Consider the following 14,595-nt stretch of genomic DNA (forward strand, 5'->3'; position numbering starts at 1 on the left):
AACAAAAAAGTAGATTTTAATATTGTCTATTGTTTTTATATTATTACCTTCTGGTATTATTATCTTTTCATATTATTATTATTATTTTGCAGGATGATTTTTAATTCTCTCTCTATCATTATCCTAAAATAGATCAAAAAAAGAGAATGATCAAATCATTCTCTATCTCTTTAATTATACTCTATTCAATTTAATCGGAATTTGAATTTCTGATATATATTCTTCTTCAGAGTCAGAAAAACCGTAGTCCACTATATTTTTTTCAATAGCATCCCCGGCTATCTCATAGTTATTTTCTTCAATCCACTGAATTAACATACTATAGTATGCTTCAATTTTATTATAGGAACCACAAAACACTAAACAAGCATACTCATACTCTGGCAAGACCTTCACCTGGGTACTGACATTTTCCTCTCTAGATGAGATCTCAATAAAGTAATTGAATCGATGAAAGCGTCTTCCCAATATGTCTTCCTTTGTGATAGAAGTATAAATTTGACCTTCCGTAAGCCATGAGGATATTTTTAAATGGGCTTCATGCTCCTTGAAGGATCTTTTTACCTCGTAAGCATCCTCAATATCCTTAATATCCATAAAAACACCCCATCTTTCAGGGAGTCTTTCCACTCTTATTTGATTAATGTATTTGTCTGCACCTTCAATTAATTCAATCTTACTTTTGATTTTTCCCTTGAGATTAATTAATCGATTAATTTTATGATCAATTTGTGCCTCTTCACTTTTGAGCAACGCCAGTAGGTGATCTGTATTCTGATTATTAAAGTACTGCTTGATATCTTCAAGGGAGATATCAAGGCTTTTCAAAAACAAAATCCTACTTAATGCAAAGAATTTCTCCACACTATAATATCGGTAACCATTCACTTGATCATAATCAGGCTTTAATAATCCAATTCGATCATAGTGTCTTAGGGTATCCGAGCTGATATTAAAAATTTTAGATAGCTCTCCGATTAAAAATTTTTCCTTCATAAAGTATCAATTCACCCTTCAATTTTAATGATCACTTTTTATGATCTGCTCTCCTTGTTCAAAACAGTTGATAACAAAGGATTATTATCATTATATTCGAAATTTGTGATAATTGAAAGGGACCTGAATACTGATCTACATATGTTTAAATGTCCAATCTAAAAGATCAATTGCCAGATCCGCTGTGATATCATTTTTATCTAATAGCACATTTAGTTCAACAAAGTCCATGGACTTAATTAATTTGGATTCTGCAAGTGTTTTTAGCGCTTTTTTCGTATCATCTACATTAATTCCAACAGATACTGGTGTCCCTGTTCCCGGTACAAATTCAGCATCAATAAAATCAAGATCAAAGCTCAAATGAATGGCTTCAACATGATTGACTTTTAGTTTATTCATCACCGCTTGCATCACTTCATTAATTCCTTTTTCAATAATCTCATCTGCAGAATAGACATTAAGCTTCATTTTATCAATTAATGCAATCTCACCAAGGTCTAGATCCCTTGCGCCTATAATAAAGACATTTTCTGGCTTAACCTTCTGCCCTTGAAAATATACATTCGTTAACCCTTCATGGCCTACATTCATTAGCTTTGCTAGAGGCATGCCATGGATGTTACCACTTCCACTTGTGTCCTGGGTGTTGATGTCTCCGTGGGCATCCATCCAAACAACTGCGAAGTTCTTGTGGGCACGACTCACACCGGAGATACTCCCCAGTGCAATGGAATGATCCCCTCCAATGACTAATGGAAAGCTCTCTGACATTAATGATGAATATACAGTATGTGCAAGGTTTTTATTAACCTCCATAATCGCATCCAAGTATTTTAGGTTTGCATGGGAAAAAAACTTATCGTAATCCTTTACATCAGGCACATGAATATCTCCCATGTCATACACCTTATTATTATACTTACTGAGAACACTTGCCACCTTTTTTTCTCTCAGCTTTTCTGGCCCATACTCTGGCCCCCTCTTGTCCGCACCGTAATATATAGGAACACCAATAATATTAATATCCATAGTTTGTACCCCCTTGTACCTTTTCCTAATTTTTATTAAGTAATAAATATTTCAATATCTTTAAGTATAAAGGTTGGAGTAGCTCAAAGGTCAATAGCTATGGATAATAAAAAAAAGAGATGAATGATCACCCCTTTACTGTAAATCCATCATTTATGACTGGTTATTTAGCTTTTCATTTCTTCATGTTTTTCTAGTGCTTCTGCTGCATTATAGGAGCTTCTTACTAATGGACTTGAAGCCACAAAGCTAAATCCGATCTTCAATGCTTCTTCTTTATATCGTTCAAACACCTCAGGCGATATATAGGCTTTTAAGGGATAATGTTTCGTACTAGGAGGTAAGTATTGTCCCACCGTTAAAAAGTCGCAACCAGACCCTCTTAAATCCTTAAACACCTCAATCAATTCTTCTTCACCTTCTCCAAGTCCTACCATGACCCCTGACTTCGTTAATATTTCTGGATCCATCTCTTTAACGTTTTTTAATAATTCCAATGACTGTACATATTCAGCCTTTGGTCGAATCTCAGGATATAATCTAGGGATGGTTTCCATATTATGATTAATGATATCAGGCTTTGACTGTACCACCTTTTGCAAAGCTTCTTTGTTTCCTTGAAAATCAGGGATCAGTACCTCGATCATTGTTTCTTTATTCTTACTCTTTATTTGATTTACCACGTCAGCAAAATGCTGGGCACCCCCATCGGCTAAATCATCCCTGGTGACAGAAGTAATGACAACATGTTTCAACCCTAGTTCAGCCACAGCATTGGCTACATTTTCTGGCTCATTTGGGTCGATTGGTTGAAGAGCGCCATGGGAAACATTGCAGAAACCGCAGCTCCGGGAACAGTCACTCCCTAGGATCATAAATGTTGCTGTTTTTTTGCTAAAGCACTCTATTTGATTGGGACAGTTAGCCTCTTCACATACTGTATTAAGCGAGAATTTTTTCAGTAGTCCTTTAACATAGTTTAGGTTACGTCCTTCACCTAGCTTGATTCGTAACCACTCTGGTTTTCTTTTTATATTCATAAAATCCCCCTTAGCTTTACTTGTCCATTTTGTCTTATTCTATCTCTACTCTACTGTCTCTATGATATCATAATTAAAAACTTCGCTGAAATACGCTAATACATGCTGATTGGCTACATGAAAGTCAACTGGATACCCTAAAATCTCTTCAATAGAAGTTACCCCTCTATCTGCAATACCACAGGGAACCAGAAACTTAAAATGCGCTAAATTAGTACTGACATTTAAGGCAAACCCATGCATGCTCACGCCACGCTTCACTGCCAAGCCAATTGCAGCAATTTTATTAGCACCTACCCAAACCCCTGGATTTACAGAAGATCTTGTAGCAGTAATGTGATACTTTTCATCTAATAATCGAATTAACACTTCTTCGAGGTTCTCTACAAACTTTTTGACCCCAATCTTAGATTTTCTAATATTGACAATCGGGTATCCAACAATTTGTCCCGGCCCATGATAGGTAACATCACCACCTCGATCCGTATTAAATAACTGGATTCCATGATTTATTAAAGATGCTTCAGATCCAATAATATTGGTTTCATCTGCATGTCTTCCCTTGGTAATCACCGGTGGATGCTCCACTAAAATCAAAGTATCCTCAATTTCTCCCCGCTGTCTTTTTTCAAGCAACTCTATTTGGACTTGTAACGCCTTTTCATATTCACATCTACCTAGGTTCACTACATTTAGATGCATCTCGTTACCCCCCTCCAGTTGATTTATGGAGATTTCATCCCCAAGGTATAAGACCCCACCCCTAAGATTCATACACCCATTATATTGTAATATTCTGAATCCATCAATGATTGATAAACATTTAACGATTTCAACATTGTGCAATATGATCTCCCAGACATTAAAAACCGCCCAACAAGAGAGCAGACTCTTTTGTTGGGCGACTATTTTACATCTATTGACCTTGTATAAATTCAATTCCTTTATTTACTGCATCTACGTTAACCGCTAATAATTGTGGCCTTTTCTTTGTTAAAGAATCCATTGCCTTTTTCACTTTATCTAGGTCTACTAGATTTAAGTATGGTAGCAATGCACCTAGGCATACCATATTAGCAATGCTTGAATTACCCATTTCATTTGCAATATCCGTAGCAGGAATCTGGATTATTTTAATGTCATCTCTCATATCTTCTAGTTCAGCAAGGGATGAGTTCACCACTAATATGCCCCCTGGCTTAATACGAGGTGCAAATTTATCATAAGCTGGCTTATTGAGCACAATTGCACCATCAGCAAAATCGATTACAGGAGAGTATATTTCTTCATCTGATAGGATTACCGAACAGTTGGCAGTCCCTCCACGCATTTCGGGTCCATAGGATGGAATCCAGCAAAGCTCTAGATCTGAACCCATACCTGCATAGGCTAAAACTTTACCTAGAAACATGACCCCTTGACCACCAAATCCGGCAAGTATTACTTTATCCATCATAAGCTCTTTACCTCCTCGGTCATCTTTAATTCTCCCATTTCATAAATAGGCATCATATTATCTCGTAACCATTGTAAGCTTTCCACAGGTGTCATTCCCCAGTTAGTTGGACAGGTTGATAGTACACTGACTAATGCAAAGCCTAACCCAGCCTGTTGAACCTTGAATGCCTTTTTAATAGCTGCTTTAGCTTGTTTAATGTTCTTTGGTGAATCTACTGAAACAGAAGCCACATATACAGCCCCTTCTAGTGCAGCAATAACCTTTGGGAAATCCATAGGTGCACCAGTCAAAATTGTATCTCTTCCATAAGGACTGGTAGATGTCTTCATTCCTTCTAGGGTAGTGGGTGCCATCTGTCCTCCAGTCATTCCATAAATCGCATTGTTGACCATGATAGAAGTGATCTTTTCACCTCTAGCTGCAGCATGGATGGCATGCTGTGTTCCGATGGCAGCCATATCTCCATCTCCTTGATAAGTGAATACCGTTCTATCTGGCATTGCTCTTTTAACCCCGATGCCCACCGCTTGAGCTCTACCATGGGGAGCGCCTACAAAGTCACAGGTAAAAAAATCTTGACAAAAACCTGCACATCCTACAGGAGAAATTCCGATTGTATCCTCAATAATATCTAATTCTTCAAGTATTTCTGCAATTAATCTCATAATGATTCCGTGAGTACATCCTGGACAAAATGAAAATGGAACATCTGATAATCCTTTACTTCTAGAAAACACTTTTTCCATGACTTACACCTCCTCTACTGCAGTTAAATTAAATGTATCTTCAACATAATCTAATATTTCATGCTCCGTTGGTAGCATACCACCCTGTCTTCTGTAAAGATGTACAGGCATTTTACACTCCACTGAAAGCTTCACATCTTCGATCATTTGTCCTGTATTTAACTCCACAGTCACAATTCCCTTCACCTTATCCTTATAAGGTGCAAAGGCTTTTTCTGGGTATGGCCATAGGGTAATGGGACGGATTAACCCTAGTTTAATTCCTTTTTTCCTAGCATTTAAAACAGTACTCTTGCATATCCTACCGGTGGTTCCATAGCTGACTAGCAGGTATTCTGCATCTTCAGTATGAAATTCTTCCCATTGCTGTTCTTTTTCTTGAATATTTTTATATTTTGCTTCCCAACGCAGATTATTGGCCTCACCAATTTCATTGGTTAGAGAGTAGCTAGCTAATATACGTTTTTTTCTTCCTTTAGCACCATCAATGATCCAGTCTCTATCAACCTTAGGTGCTTCTGGTCTATCCTTTAAAACAACAGGTTCCATTGTTTGACCTAAAAATCCATCGGATAAAATCATCACTGGGTTACGGTATTGATCCGCTAAATCAAATCCTTGCATTGTGAAGTCATAAAGTTCCTGAGCTGTGGAAGGTGCTAAGACGATTAATCGATAATCACCGTGTCCACCACCCTTAACTGATTGGAAATAATCTGATTGAGCTGGACCTAATCCACCTAATCCTGGACCACATCGGTTAACGTTAACAATTACCATTGGTAGTTCAGCAGCTGCACTGTATGAAATTCCTTCTTGCTTTAAGCTGACTCCAGGGCTTGATGATGCTGTCAGAACTCTAGATCCTGTAGCGGCAGCACCATAACACATATTAATCGCTGCGATTTCATCTTCTGCCTGTAATACCGTTCCACCTACTGGTGGTAAATGCTTAGATAAATATTCTACCACCTCTGTTGATGGTGTGATTGGATATCCGAAAAACAACTTACATCCTGAACGGATGGCTGCTTCACCAATTATTTCATTACCTTTCAACAATACCTTTTCCATCTGATACTTCAGCTCCTTTCGTTACTTTTATTTGTAAACGTCTATTGCCACATCTGGACAAACCGTTGCACATAGCGTACATCCAATACACTTATCTTGATCAGTGCAAACTGCTGTGAAATATCCTTTTTGGTTCGATTTGTCTCCAATCTTTAGAATCTTCTTAGGACAAATATCAACACAAAGACTACAGCTTTTACAATACTTACTTATTATGTCAACCTTTGGCACGACAATCCCTCCTTCGCTTGTTTTTTTAACTATATATTGCTGCTTCTTCTTCTCCTCGGATCACTCTTAATGCGCCAAGGGCTAAGGATTCAAGTTCTTCCTCTCCCGGTACCACTTCTATAGGAGCAATAAATTTAACACGTTTTGCAATATCAGCAACAATCCTCTTAGAGTATGCGATTCCACCTGTTAAGATGATTTTGTCTACATCACCCTCTAATACGGCTGCCATGGCACCTATTTCCTTTGCTACTTGATAGGCCAGGGCCTCTAATACAATATTGGCTTTCTCATTTCCTGCTGCAGCCATGGCTTCTACCTCACGGGCATCAGTTGTTCCGAAGTAAGAATAAAAACCGCCCTTACTACTTACCTTCTCTTTTAATTCATCATAGGTGTACTTTCCAGAAAAACAGAGTTTAACTAGTTGATCTGCTGGTAATCCACCACATCTATCCGGAGAAAAAGGACCCTCTGCCTTAGCATTATTAACGTCAATCATTTTACCTCTTTTATGGGGTGTCACCGAAACCCCAGTACCAAGGTGAACCACAACAAAATTAACATCTTCATATGCTTTATCCATTTCTTGTGCTACTTTACGGGCAACCGCTTTCATGTTTAACGCATGGGATAAACTAATTCGTTCTATATCAGCTAGTCCAGATATCCTGGCCACAGGCTCCATTTCATCTACTGAAACTGGATCTACGATAAATGCAGGTACATTTAATTGACCGGCTAAATCCGAAGCCATAACCGCACCTAAGTTAGAAGCATGCTCACCTCGTTCAGCCTTTTTTAAATCCTCAATCATCTTTTCGTTGACTTTATACGTTCCGCCAGGTAAGGATTTTAGTAATCCCCCACGTCCTACGATCGACGCCAATGTTTTGATTTCAATATTTTCTTCTTTAAGTACTTGTAATGCTAAGTCTAAACGATATTGATATTGATCAACTACCTTTGCAAATTCCTGCAAATCTTGTACAGAGTGATCCACAGTTCTTTTAAAAAGAAGTGCTTCGTCTTCAAATACACCCATTTTAGTTGATGTGGCTCCTGGATTAATTACGAGTATTCTATTTTTAGAAAGTGCCATATTTAATCCTCCCTTGTTCTAAGTCCATTCATTAAAAAATATTATCTGTTTCTTAAAAAATTAGAAGCGATAAAATTTATTCTTAATACTAGAATACAGAATATTTGCCTCATTGTGAAATATTATAATACTATGTCAGTAATAAGTAAAAGTGATTTCTATTGATAAATACAGAGTTAAATGTTATTATTAATCTATATAATTGACTGGTACCCAAGGATAGGAGGGCTTTGTATGGACATTCGACAATTGCGCTATTTCATTGCCGTTGCGGAACATTTAAATTTTACCGAAGCGGCTAAGCATTTATTCGTTGCACAATCAGCAGTCAGTCAACAGATCGCTGATTTAGAAAATAAAATTGAGGTCAAGCTCTTTGATAGAAATAAACGTTCAGTCAAATTAACCCATGCAGGTGGCGTACTTTTAAAAGAAGCCATTGATATTGTCAGCAGGGCCGAAGAGGCTGTCATCAAAACCCAAGAAGCTGAATTAGGAATTATAGGAAGCTTGAAAATAGGATTTTTAGGTTATACTGAGAAGAATTTTTTGCCTTTTTTAATCAGAGGATTTCGCCGTAACTATCAAAATATTGATTTACAATTAGATCAGTATAATCATGGAATACTAATCGATTCATTGAGCACCGGTGAATTGGACATTGGCTTTACACTTTCCTTTGGACTAGATAATATTGGGGGACTTGAGAAACGCAGTCTATTTACTGAGCCGATTTCAATTGTGATGCATTGTGATCACCCTCTTGCTCATCAATCCAGCATCAACCTAGGAGACTTGGCCCAGGAGCGCTTCATCGCCCTGAATAGACATGAGTCCCCCCAGGGATTCAATCAAACATTGCTTATCTGCGCTAATAAAGGTTTTTCTCCAAATATCGTTAGTGGCCCCAAGCTGCTTCATACGGTGCTACTGTTAGTCGATGCAGAAATGGGAATTGCCATCCTTCCCAAAAGTCTAGAGCATCATGCTAGTCCCAGCCTTAGATTTATTGATATCGAAGGTGAGGCAGTACAACACGAGCTTGTTGTTGCATGGAAGACAAGTAATCAAAACCCATCTATCCCTTTATTTTTGAAGGAGCTTGACGCTATGAATATGAAGGGCCAAGATGATTTTCTGAAAATCACGTAATCATCTTGGTTCTTTATTAGCAAAAATAAAAGAAGACCGTTCGACAGCCTTCTTTTATTTCACATTATTTTATTCTTTCTTAAAATACACTACTGCGGGCCTTAGGTATATATATCAGAAAACTCAATTTTTACTTTTTCTACTTTATTTTGTCTAGATTTCTCCTGTTGTGTATATTCTGTGCTTTCATTACTTAACAAGCCTATGGGTAACGCTATGATAAATTCACTTCCTTGCCCTATCTTGCTTTTAACAGTAATTTGACCTCCCTGTAGTTCAACTAAAGATTTAACAAGGGACAGTCCAATTCCACTCCCCTCATGACTTCGTGTCAGTGATCTATCTACTTGACTAAAACGCTCAAATATCACATTAATCCGATCCTCTGGAATCCCAATCCCCGTGTCTTGGATGGATATCATCATGTTTTCCTCTTTTTCATACATATTCACTTTTATTTGGCCCCCTGATTCAGTAAACTTGATTGCATTGGCCAATAAATTCAACATAATCCTCTCCATTTTATCTGGGTCACATGCAATCAGTTTGCTCTCCACCTGGGTATCAAACTGTAGATTAATGCCTCTTATTTCCATATATTCCGATACGGACATTGTAATATTTTCTACTACATTAACTATATCTACATTTTGGAGCTCTAACTGATAATACCCCGACTCAATCTTAGTAATATCGATGATGTTATTAACTAGTCTTAAGAGTCTATAACAATTTTGCTTCATACTCTTAATACGTTTGTCCACTCCTAGCAATGCTTCCTTCTTCTCTATTTCATCTTGCTTAAAGTCTAATTCCAAGAGCTGTAGAGCCCCAAATATAACATTCAGGGGCGTTCGAAGCTCATGGGCTATATTGACAAAAAATTCTGTTTTCAACTTATCATATTTAATGGTTTCCTCTAGCAACTTTTTCGCTTCTTTTTGTTCTGTTATATCTCGTATGATCATCATTGTACTTTCCTGATCATTGAAGGATACCTTAGTTTCAACTATATTCCCATATGCGATACTACCATCTTTCTTAATAAATCTGATTTCTACTAGGGGCTTAGAATTTTTATTCCTCTGTATCTTGTTGATCCATTCAACCATATCATCATAATCTTCCCAGTATATAAAATCCAATAGGGGTCTGTTAATCATGTCATTAAAGGTATCAAACCCTAAAAATTTAGTTGCCGTTGCATTTGAAAATAAGATAATCTCTTTGTCTATAATTAACACAGACTCTGGTAAAAAGTCCATTAGTTTACGATACTTTTCCTTACTCTTTATTAATGATACTTCAATTTGCTTGCGTTCAGTGATGTCTCTCACAATAGAGAGCTCTACTTGTGTTTCAAATAATTTAAAGGTATGTAAGTTAACCTCGACTGGGATTTCATATCCCCGTTTAGATATCAGTGTTGTCTCAAAGGTGGCGCACCCATTTTTGTATATTTCCTTTCGGTACCCAGCTAACTCACCTTCAGCTTTATCAACAGTTATATGTGAGGGTGTCTTTTCCAACAATTCCTCTCTAGTATATCCAAGTCTCTTGCAAGCAGCCTCATTTACCTCAATAAATTGACCTGAACTACTGGGGTCTTCAGCATGATTTAAAAAAATCAAGTCATTGGCATTATTAAATAATGTCTTAAACTTTTTCTCACTCTCTTTAAGAGCTTCTAAGGCTTTATTTTTCTCTGTCACATCATGTATAATGGAATAGACAAGTTCTCTTCCATTCTTATTGATAGATCCACTATATGCTTCTACATCTTTTATTTCGCCACTGGCCAGTTGATCCTTGAAATAATAGTGTTTACCTTTATTGCACTTAACATCTTCTATTCGATTAAACACTTCATGATGAGAACCGATGCTAAGATCAGTTACATTCATTGTGATGAATTGTTCTTTATCATATCCATAAAAAGCGCAAGCAGCTGGGTTGGCATCAACAATCTCCCCTGTATCACCGTCAGCTAAAAGCATATTTGCATGGTTCTTTTCAAACATATCCTGGTAAATGTCTTCATTTGTCTTTAAAAGGATACGGGCTTTTATTTTTTCAGTTATGTCCCTTAGGGAGACATTAATAACTTTTTTGCCGTTGATTGGTATCACGACCATTACAATTTCCACATAAAAAAGTGTTCCACATCTACGGCTGTGGGTCCACTCAAACTTACTTACCTCATTTTCCTCTGCCTGTCTAACCAATTCCTTAGCTTTCTTAATAGACAAGCTGCCATCAAGTTGTCTTTTAGGAAATAAACCATAAACTTTCTTGCCAATAAGTTGGTCTTTTGATAAGAGTTCAAACATCTCCACTGCAGCGTCATTACACCTAATAATTCTGTCCCCTTCAATGATCAGACTAGCATCTGGTGATTTTTCAAATAGTATCTTATAATCTAAATCTTGTTCTTTTACTAAGTACCCGTTATTCATCCCTTTTCCCCCATTGACTTCCCCATTTAAAATAATATTAAATTGAAATCTTGTCTACTCTATTATTCTACTTTTTTCCTAATACTCCTACAACGTACGATAAGTTTTCTGTTTTTTTATATAAATAAAACAGCCTGTATCGTATTAACTCAAAGCACAGGCTGTTTTACTTGGTTCTATTAAAATTTTATCTTCGTGGTATAACACTCCTATGGATCACCGTAGATGGGATTATAAATCTATCATGACCAATTTCTATTGATTCTGTTCCCTTTACACAACCAACAATTTAAATGATTAAATCTTTCATGCTGACTTAAGCTCTTTGCAAATTTCCCGTTTGCTAGTTTCCCTGCTGACCCTGTTGTCCGCCCATCTGCTGGCCACTCATTAAATTTCCTTGTTGCCCACCCATTTGACTTCCTTGTTGCCCACTCATCTGATTTCCTTGCTGTCCACTCATCTGATTTCCTTGCTGGCCCTGTTGGCCTTGCTGGCCACTCATTTGATTCCCTTGTTGGCCCTGTTGGCCTTGTTGGCTATTCATTTGCATTAATTGTTGTTGTGCTTGATCGATCAATTGATTCATTTGTGTAAGCACTTGGTTTGCTTGAACATATTCATTTGCCTGATTTAGAACCTGCATTGTTTGCTGGATTGATTGTTGTAGTTGTTGTACTGTTTGTTGTTGTTGTTGCTGTGCTTGGTTTCTAAACTGCTGCATTTGTTGGAACAGCTGTCCAGCTGACTGACCACTCTGTTGTGACTGGTTTTGCTGTGACTGATTTTGTTGTCCACCAGAACCTTGTTGCAATTGTCCCATTGTTTGTCTCATTTGATCTAATTGGCTTTTTAAAGTGACTACTTCTTCAGCTAGTTCTTCATCCACTTTACCTCTAGTGATTGCTTCTCTTTTTAAGTCCATTGATCCTGTTTCCATTTACATTCTCCTCCGATTCAAATTTATTTAGTGATTAACACCTATTTTATCTTTTCACTTTGCTACACCTTATATACAGAATACCATCACCAATTTTTTTATTTCATAATGAAATTTATGCCAAAATAAAAAGACCCCCTAGAAACAAAGGAATCTTTAAATAATCTTGAATACAACATATTTTATCTATTGTTTATATTTTCTGGGTTCATATCATGCCATTGTATTCTTTTTTCAGCCATTGTTTCCCATTTGGTTCCTTTTTTACCATGATTGCAATAAGGGTCAATTGAAATACCTCCCCTTGGCGTGAACTTCCCCCATACCTCTATATACTTAGGGTCCATAAGTCTAATTAAATCCTTCATGATGATGTTAATGCAATCCTCATGAAAATCACCTTGATTTCTGAAGCTAAATAAATACAGCTTTAAAGACTTGCTTTCAACTAACAGTTTATCTGGCACATAGGATATATATATAGCTGCAAAGTCAGGTTGTCCTGTCTTAGGACATAGACTAGTGAACTCCGGAAAATTTAATTTCACAAAATAGTCATTTTCAGGGTGCTTGTTCCCAAAACTTTCTAGTATGTCTGGGTTATATTGGTATTGGTACTTAACACTTTGATTACCAAGCAAAGTAACACCCTTTAGTTCTTCATCTGTTCTCCCACTCATCATAGGTCCTCCTTCAGTTTATCTTTTTTATCTTCGAAGCGTTTCTAAATACTCTCTCGGAATTAAATCTCATTTTCTTTTTGATATACTCCTAAGACTCTAGCTGAACTAGCCTTATTTTATTTTGTCTCTTAATTGCTTTACTAATACAACGCCAACAACTCCAGGAATGATTTGTCCTATGGTAATACTAAATGCTAATAATGTATAAGGTACATTAATTAAATAGGTTAACCATATTGGTACGATTAGACCCGGTCCCAAAATAATGGGTAGTGCCATGAACCAATCATTGAATCGGTACTTTTTAATCAGATAGATTAGACTAGTAGTGATGATCCCCACCATAAATCCACCAACTATATCCGGTAGACCCAAACCTCCCATTATCATATTACTCAAAAGATTACTCAGTCCTAAGGGTACAATTAAAAAAGGATAGATGGCACTTAAAGCATAGAGCGAAGTGGCAATCCTAATTTGGAACTGTCCAAATGCAAAACCTTGGGTGAAAAACATCAACACTACATATAAAGCCATTGTAATCCCAGATATTGTAAGCTTCTGTGTTGAAGAAATCTCTTTCCCACTAAAAATTTGTTGCCTTGATTTCGAGTATTTATTCATTGTATTAACCTCCCTGATCCCATCAGTATAGACGTTATTCGTCATTCATCCATTCCTCTATCAGTCTACAAGGAGTTCTTTTATCATATACAAAAGAACGAGACCTATGGTCCCTCAACTTTTCTCTTTAAAATATCGATACAAATTCTTACTATATGCATTTACCACAATACCTCTATGACTGTGGTTTCAGTTCCTTTATGGGATAAGAGATTATTATTTCTTTTTCCATAAAAAAAAAGGCCTTACGGCCCTAAATATATAGATTTATCAATACTTTATTAGCCCTAGTTTTGTTTTGAGACAGGATGGTTACGAACTGTCTTATTGAATTGTCAGGAATATTATATCATAGCTTTATCACTGGAACAATCTTTATATTCAGCTCACTTACTTCTTCAATTTTCCCGAAATAAACCTATTATTTCCCCGGAAATATAGATTTTCGACATTTTATTTTTTGAATGCTTTGTACAATTCCTCTTTGGCTCCACAAATTGGACACCGATCAGGTCGTTCATTGGTTGCAGTATGTCCACAAATCTCACATACATAGATTCCACCTATATCATAGTCCTTTCCTTGCTTAGCTGCTTCTTGAGCTTCTTTGAAAAGCTTAGCGTGAATCTTCTCCGCTTCTAATGCATAGTGAAAGGCTCTTTCTGCTCCTTTTTCCTTTTGGAATCGTGCTGTTTCCAAATAAACAGGATACATTTGTTCTATTTCATGAAGTTCTCCATCAATTCCGCCTTGAAGATTTTCTACGGTTTTACCTACTCCAAATACAGCCCCAGCAGGTACCGTATAATCACCTTTTTGATCACCAAGCTCTCTAAAATGATTATCAGCATGGGCATACTCAGCATAACCAATGGCTCTAAACAACCTTCCCGTATTAGGAAAACCCTCTTTATCTGCCACCTCTCCCCAAATTAAGTATCTCATATGAGCCATACTTTCTCCTCCATATGCCGAACGTAAAAAATCAGCAGTCATTGCATTGTTAACCGACATGTACACTCCTCCTCGTTAATTAAAATCGTTTTTTGAATTATAGACA

Annotated in this window: 14 protein-coding genes and 1 pseudogene; 1 reads left to right on the forward strand and 14 read right to left on the reverse strand. The window is 36.9% G+C overall.

The genetic code is table 11. From position 1 onward, the window contains the following. Positions 1–174: 174 nt before the first annotated feature. From AMET_RS22100 to buk, 9 genes and pseudogenes are all read right to left on the reverse strand, one after another. On the reverse strand, positions 175–996 hold the full coding sequence (locus tag AMET_RS22100; protein WP_012065387.1) for a MerR family transcriptional regulator: 822 nt from the start codon (positions 994–996) through the stop codon (positions 175–177). Positions 997–1,131: 135 nt separating this feature from the next. After that, positions 1,132–2,028, reverse strand: coding sequence for an arginase (rocF, locus tag AMET_RS22105; RefSeq protein ID WP_012065388.1), 897 nt, complete (start codon positions 2,026–2,028; stop codon positions 1,132–1,134). 167 nt (positions 2,029–2,195) lie between these two features. Continuing rightward, positions 2,196–3,083, reverse strand: a pseudogene (gene lipA, locus AMET_RS22110) (lipoyl synthase); the annotation flags it as partial. Positions 3,084–3,113: 30 nt separating this feature from the next. Next, positions 3,114–3,770, reverse strand: coding sequence for a lipoyl(octanoyl) transferase LipB (gene lipB, locus AMET_RS22115; protein ID WP_041721228.1), 657 nt, complete (start codon positions 3,768–3,770; stop codon positions 3,114–3,116). 214 nt (positions 3,771–3,984) lie between these two features. Next, entirely contained in the window at positions 3,985–4,524 is a 540-nt protein-coding gene (locus tag AMET_RS22120; RefSeq protein ID WP_012065391.1) for a 2-oxoacid:acceptor oxidoreductase family protein, read from the reverse strand. Further along, on the reverse strand, positions 4,521–5,273 hold the full coding sequence (locus AMET_RS22125) for a thiamine pyrophosphate-dependent enzyme (RefSeq protein WP_012065392.1): 753 nt from the start codon (positions 5,271–5,273) through the stop codon (positions 4,521–4,523). Before AMET_RS22125 ends, AMET_RS22120 begins: the two co-directional genes overlap by 4 nt. A gap of 3 nt (positions 5,274–5,276) precedes the next feature. Further along, a complete protein-coding gene (vorB, locus tag AMET_RS22130) occupies positions 5,277–6,347 on the reverse strand; it encodes a 3-methyl-2-oxobutanoate dehydrogenase subunit VorB (RefSeq protein WP_012065393.1) in 1,071 nt (356 codons plus the stop codon). A gap of 27 nt (positions 6,348–6,374) precedes the next feature. Further along, a complete protein-coding gene (locus tag AMET_RS22135; RefSeq protein ID WP_012065394.1) occupies positions 6,375–6,578 on the reverse strand; it encodes a 4Fe-4S dicluster domain-containing protein in 204 nt (67 codons plus the stop codon). Positions 6,579–6,603: 25 nt separating this feature from the next. Then, a complete protein-coding gene (buk, locus tag AMET_RS22140; RefSeq protein ID WP_012065395.1) occupies positions 6,604–7,680 on the reverse strand; it encodes a butyrate kinase in 1,077 nt (358 codons plus the stop codon). Positions 7,681–7,914: 234 nt separating this feature from the next. Here buk and AMET_RS22145 point away from each other — a divergent pair, with 234 nt between their 5' ends. Further along, the gene (locus AMET_RS22145; protein ID WP_012065396.1) at positions 7,915–8,832 is read left to right on the forward strand and encodes a LysR family transcriptional regulator; all 918 of its coding nucleotides are present in this window, start codon (positions 7,915–7,917) and stop codon (positions 8,830–8,832) included. Between the two features lie 101 nt (positions 8,833–8,933). Here the strand turns inward: AMET_RS22145 and AMET_RS24635 are convergent, their stop codons facing one another. The 5 genes from AMET_RS24635 to AMET_RS22170 all read right to left on the reverse strand — a co-directional run bounded on the left by AMET_RS24635 (position 8,934) and on the right by AMET_RS22170 (position 14,549). Further along, positions 8,934–11,288 carry a PAS domain-containing sensor histidine kinase gene (locus AMET_RS24635; protein WP_012065397.1) on the reverse strand — a complete coding sequence of 785 codons (2,355 nt, stop codon included), beginning with the start codon at positions 11,286–11,288 and terminating at the stop codon, positions 8,934–8,936. Between the two features lie 343 nt (positions 11,289–11,631). Beyond that, positions 11,632–12,228, reverse strand: coding sequence for a hypothetical protein (locus AMET_RS22155; protein WP_012065398.1), 597 nt, complete (start codon positions 12,226–12,228; stop codon positions 11,632–11,634). A gap of 182 nt (positions 12,229–12,410) precedes the next feature. Then, positions 12,411–12,911 carry a preQ(1) synthase gene (gene queF, locus AMET_RS22160; RefSeq protein WP_012065399.1) on the reverse strand — a complete coding sequence of 167 codons (501 nt, stop codon included), beginning with the start codon at positions 12,909–12,911 and terminating at the stop codon, positions 12,411–12,413. Positions 12,912–13,022: 111 nt separating this feature from the next. Further along, positions 13,023–13,535, reverse strand: coding sequence for a QueT transporter family protein (locus AMET_RS22165; RefSeq protein ID WP_041721233.1), 513 nt, complete (start codon positions 13,533–13,535; stop codon positions 13,023–13,025). A 453-nt stretch (positions 13,536–13,988) separates the two neighbouring features. Further along, a complete protein-coding gene (locus AMET_RS22170; RefSeq protein ID WP_012065401.1) occupies positions 13,989–14,549 on the reverse strand; it encodes a rubrerythrin family protein in 561 nt (186 codons plus the stop codon). Positions 14,550–14,595 lie beyond the last annotated feature (46 nt).

The sequence above is a fragment of the Alkaliphilus metalliredigens QYMF genome (assembly GCF_000016985.1).
Lineage (GTDB): Bacteria > Bacillota > Clostridia > Peptostreptococcales > Natronincolaceae > Alkaliphilus_A > Alkaliphilus_A metalliredigens.

What these genes read in the sequence shown, in the direction of transcription:
- AMET_RS22100 (WP_012065387.1), bottom strand. Translation starts at nt 996, where the DNA reads ATGAAGGAAAAATTTTTAATCGGAGAGCTATCTAAAATTTTTAATATC.
- rocF (WP_012065388.1), bottom strand. Translation starts at nt 2,028, where the DNA reads ATGGATATTAATATTATTGGTGTTCCTATATATTACGGTGCGGACAAG.
- lipB (WP_041721228.1), bottom strand. Translation starts at nt 3,770, where the DNA reads ATGCATCTAAATGTAGTGAACCTAGGTAGATGTGAATATGAAAAGGCG.
- AMET_RS22120 (WP_012065391.1), bottom strand. Translation starts at nt 4,524, where the DNA reads ATGATGGATAAAGTAATACTTGCCGGATTTGGTGGTCAAGGGGTCATG.
- AMET_RS22125 (WP_012065392.1), bottom strand. Translation starts at nt 5,273, where the DNA reads ATGGAAAAAGTGTTTTCTAGAAGTAAAGGATTATCAGATGTTCCATTT.
- vorB (WP_012065393.1), bottom strand. Translation starts at nt 6,347, where the DNA reads ATGGAAAAGGTATTGTTGAAAGGTAATGAAATAATTGGTGAAGCAGCC.
- buk (WP_012065395.1), bottom strand. Translation starts at nt 7,680, where the DNA reads ATGGCACTTTCTAAAAATAGAATACTCGTAATTAATCCAGGAGCCACA.
- AMET_RS22145 (WP_012065396.1), top strand. Translation starts at nt 7,915, where the DNA reads ATGGACATTCGACAATTGCGCTATTTCATTGCCGTTGCGGAACATTTA.
- AMET_RS24635 (WP_012065397.1), bottom strand. Translation starts at nt 11,288, where the DNA reads ATGAATAACGGGTACTTAGTAAAAGAACAAGATTTAGATTATAAGATA.
- AMET_RS22155 (WP_012065398.1), bottom strand. Translation starts at nt 12,228, where the DNA reads ATGGAAACAGGATCAATGGACTTAAAAAGAGAAGCAATCACTAGAGGT.
- queF (WP_012065399.1), bottom strand. Translation starts at nt 12,911, where the DNA reads ATGATGAGTGGGAGAACAGATGAAGAACTAAAGGGTGTTACTTTGCTT.
- AMET_RS22165 (WP_041721233.1), bottom strand. Translation starts at nt 13,535, where the DNA reads ATGAATAAATACTCGAAATCAAGGCAACAAATTTTTAGTGGGAAAGAG.
- AMET_RS22170 (WP_012065401.1), bottom strand. Translation starts at nt 14,549, where the DNA reads ATGTCGGTTAACAATGCAATGACTGCTGATTTTTTACGTTCGGCATAT.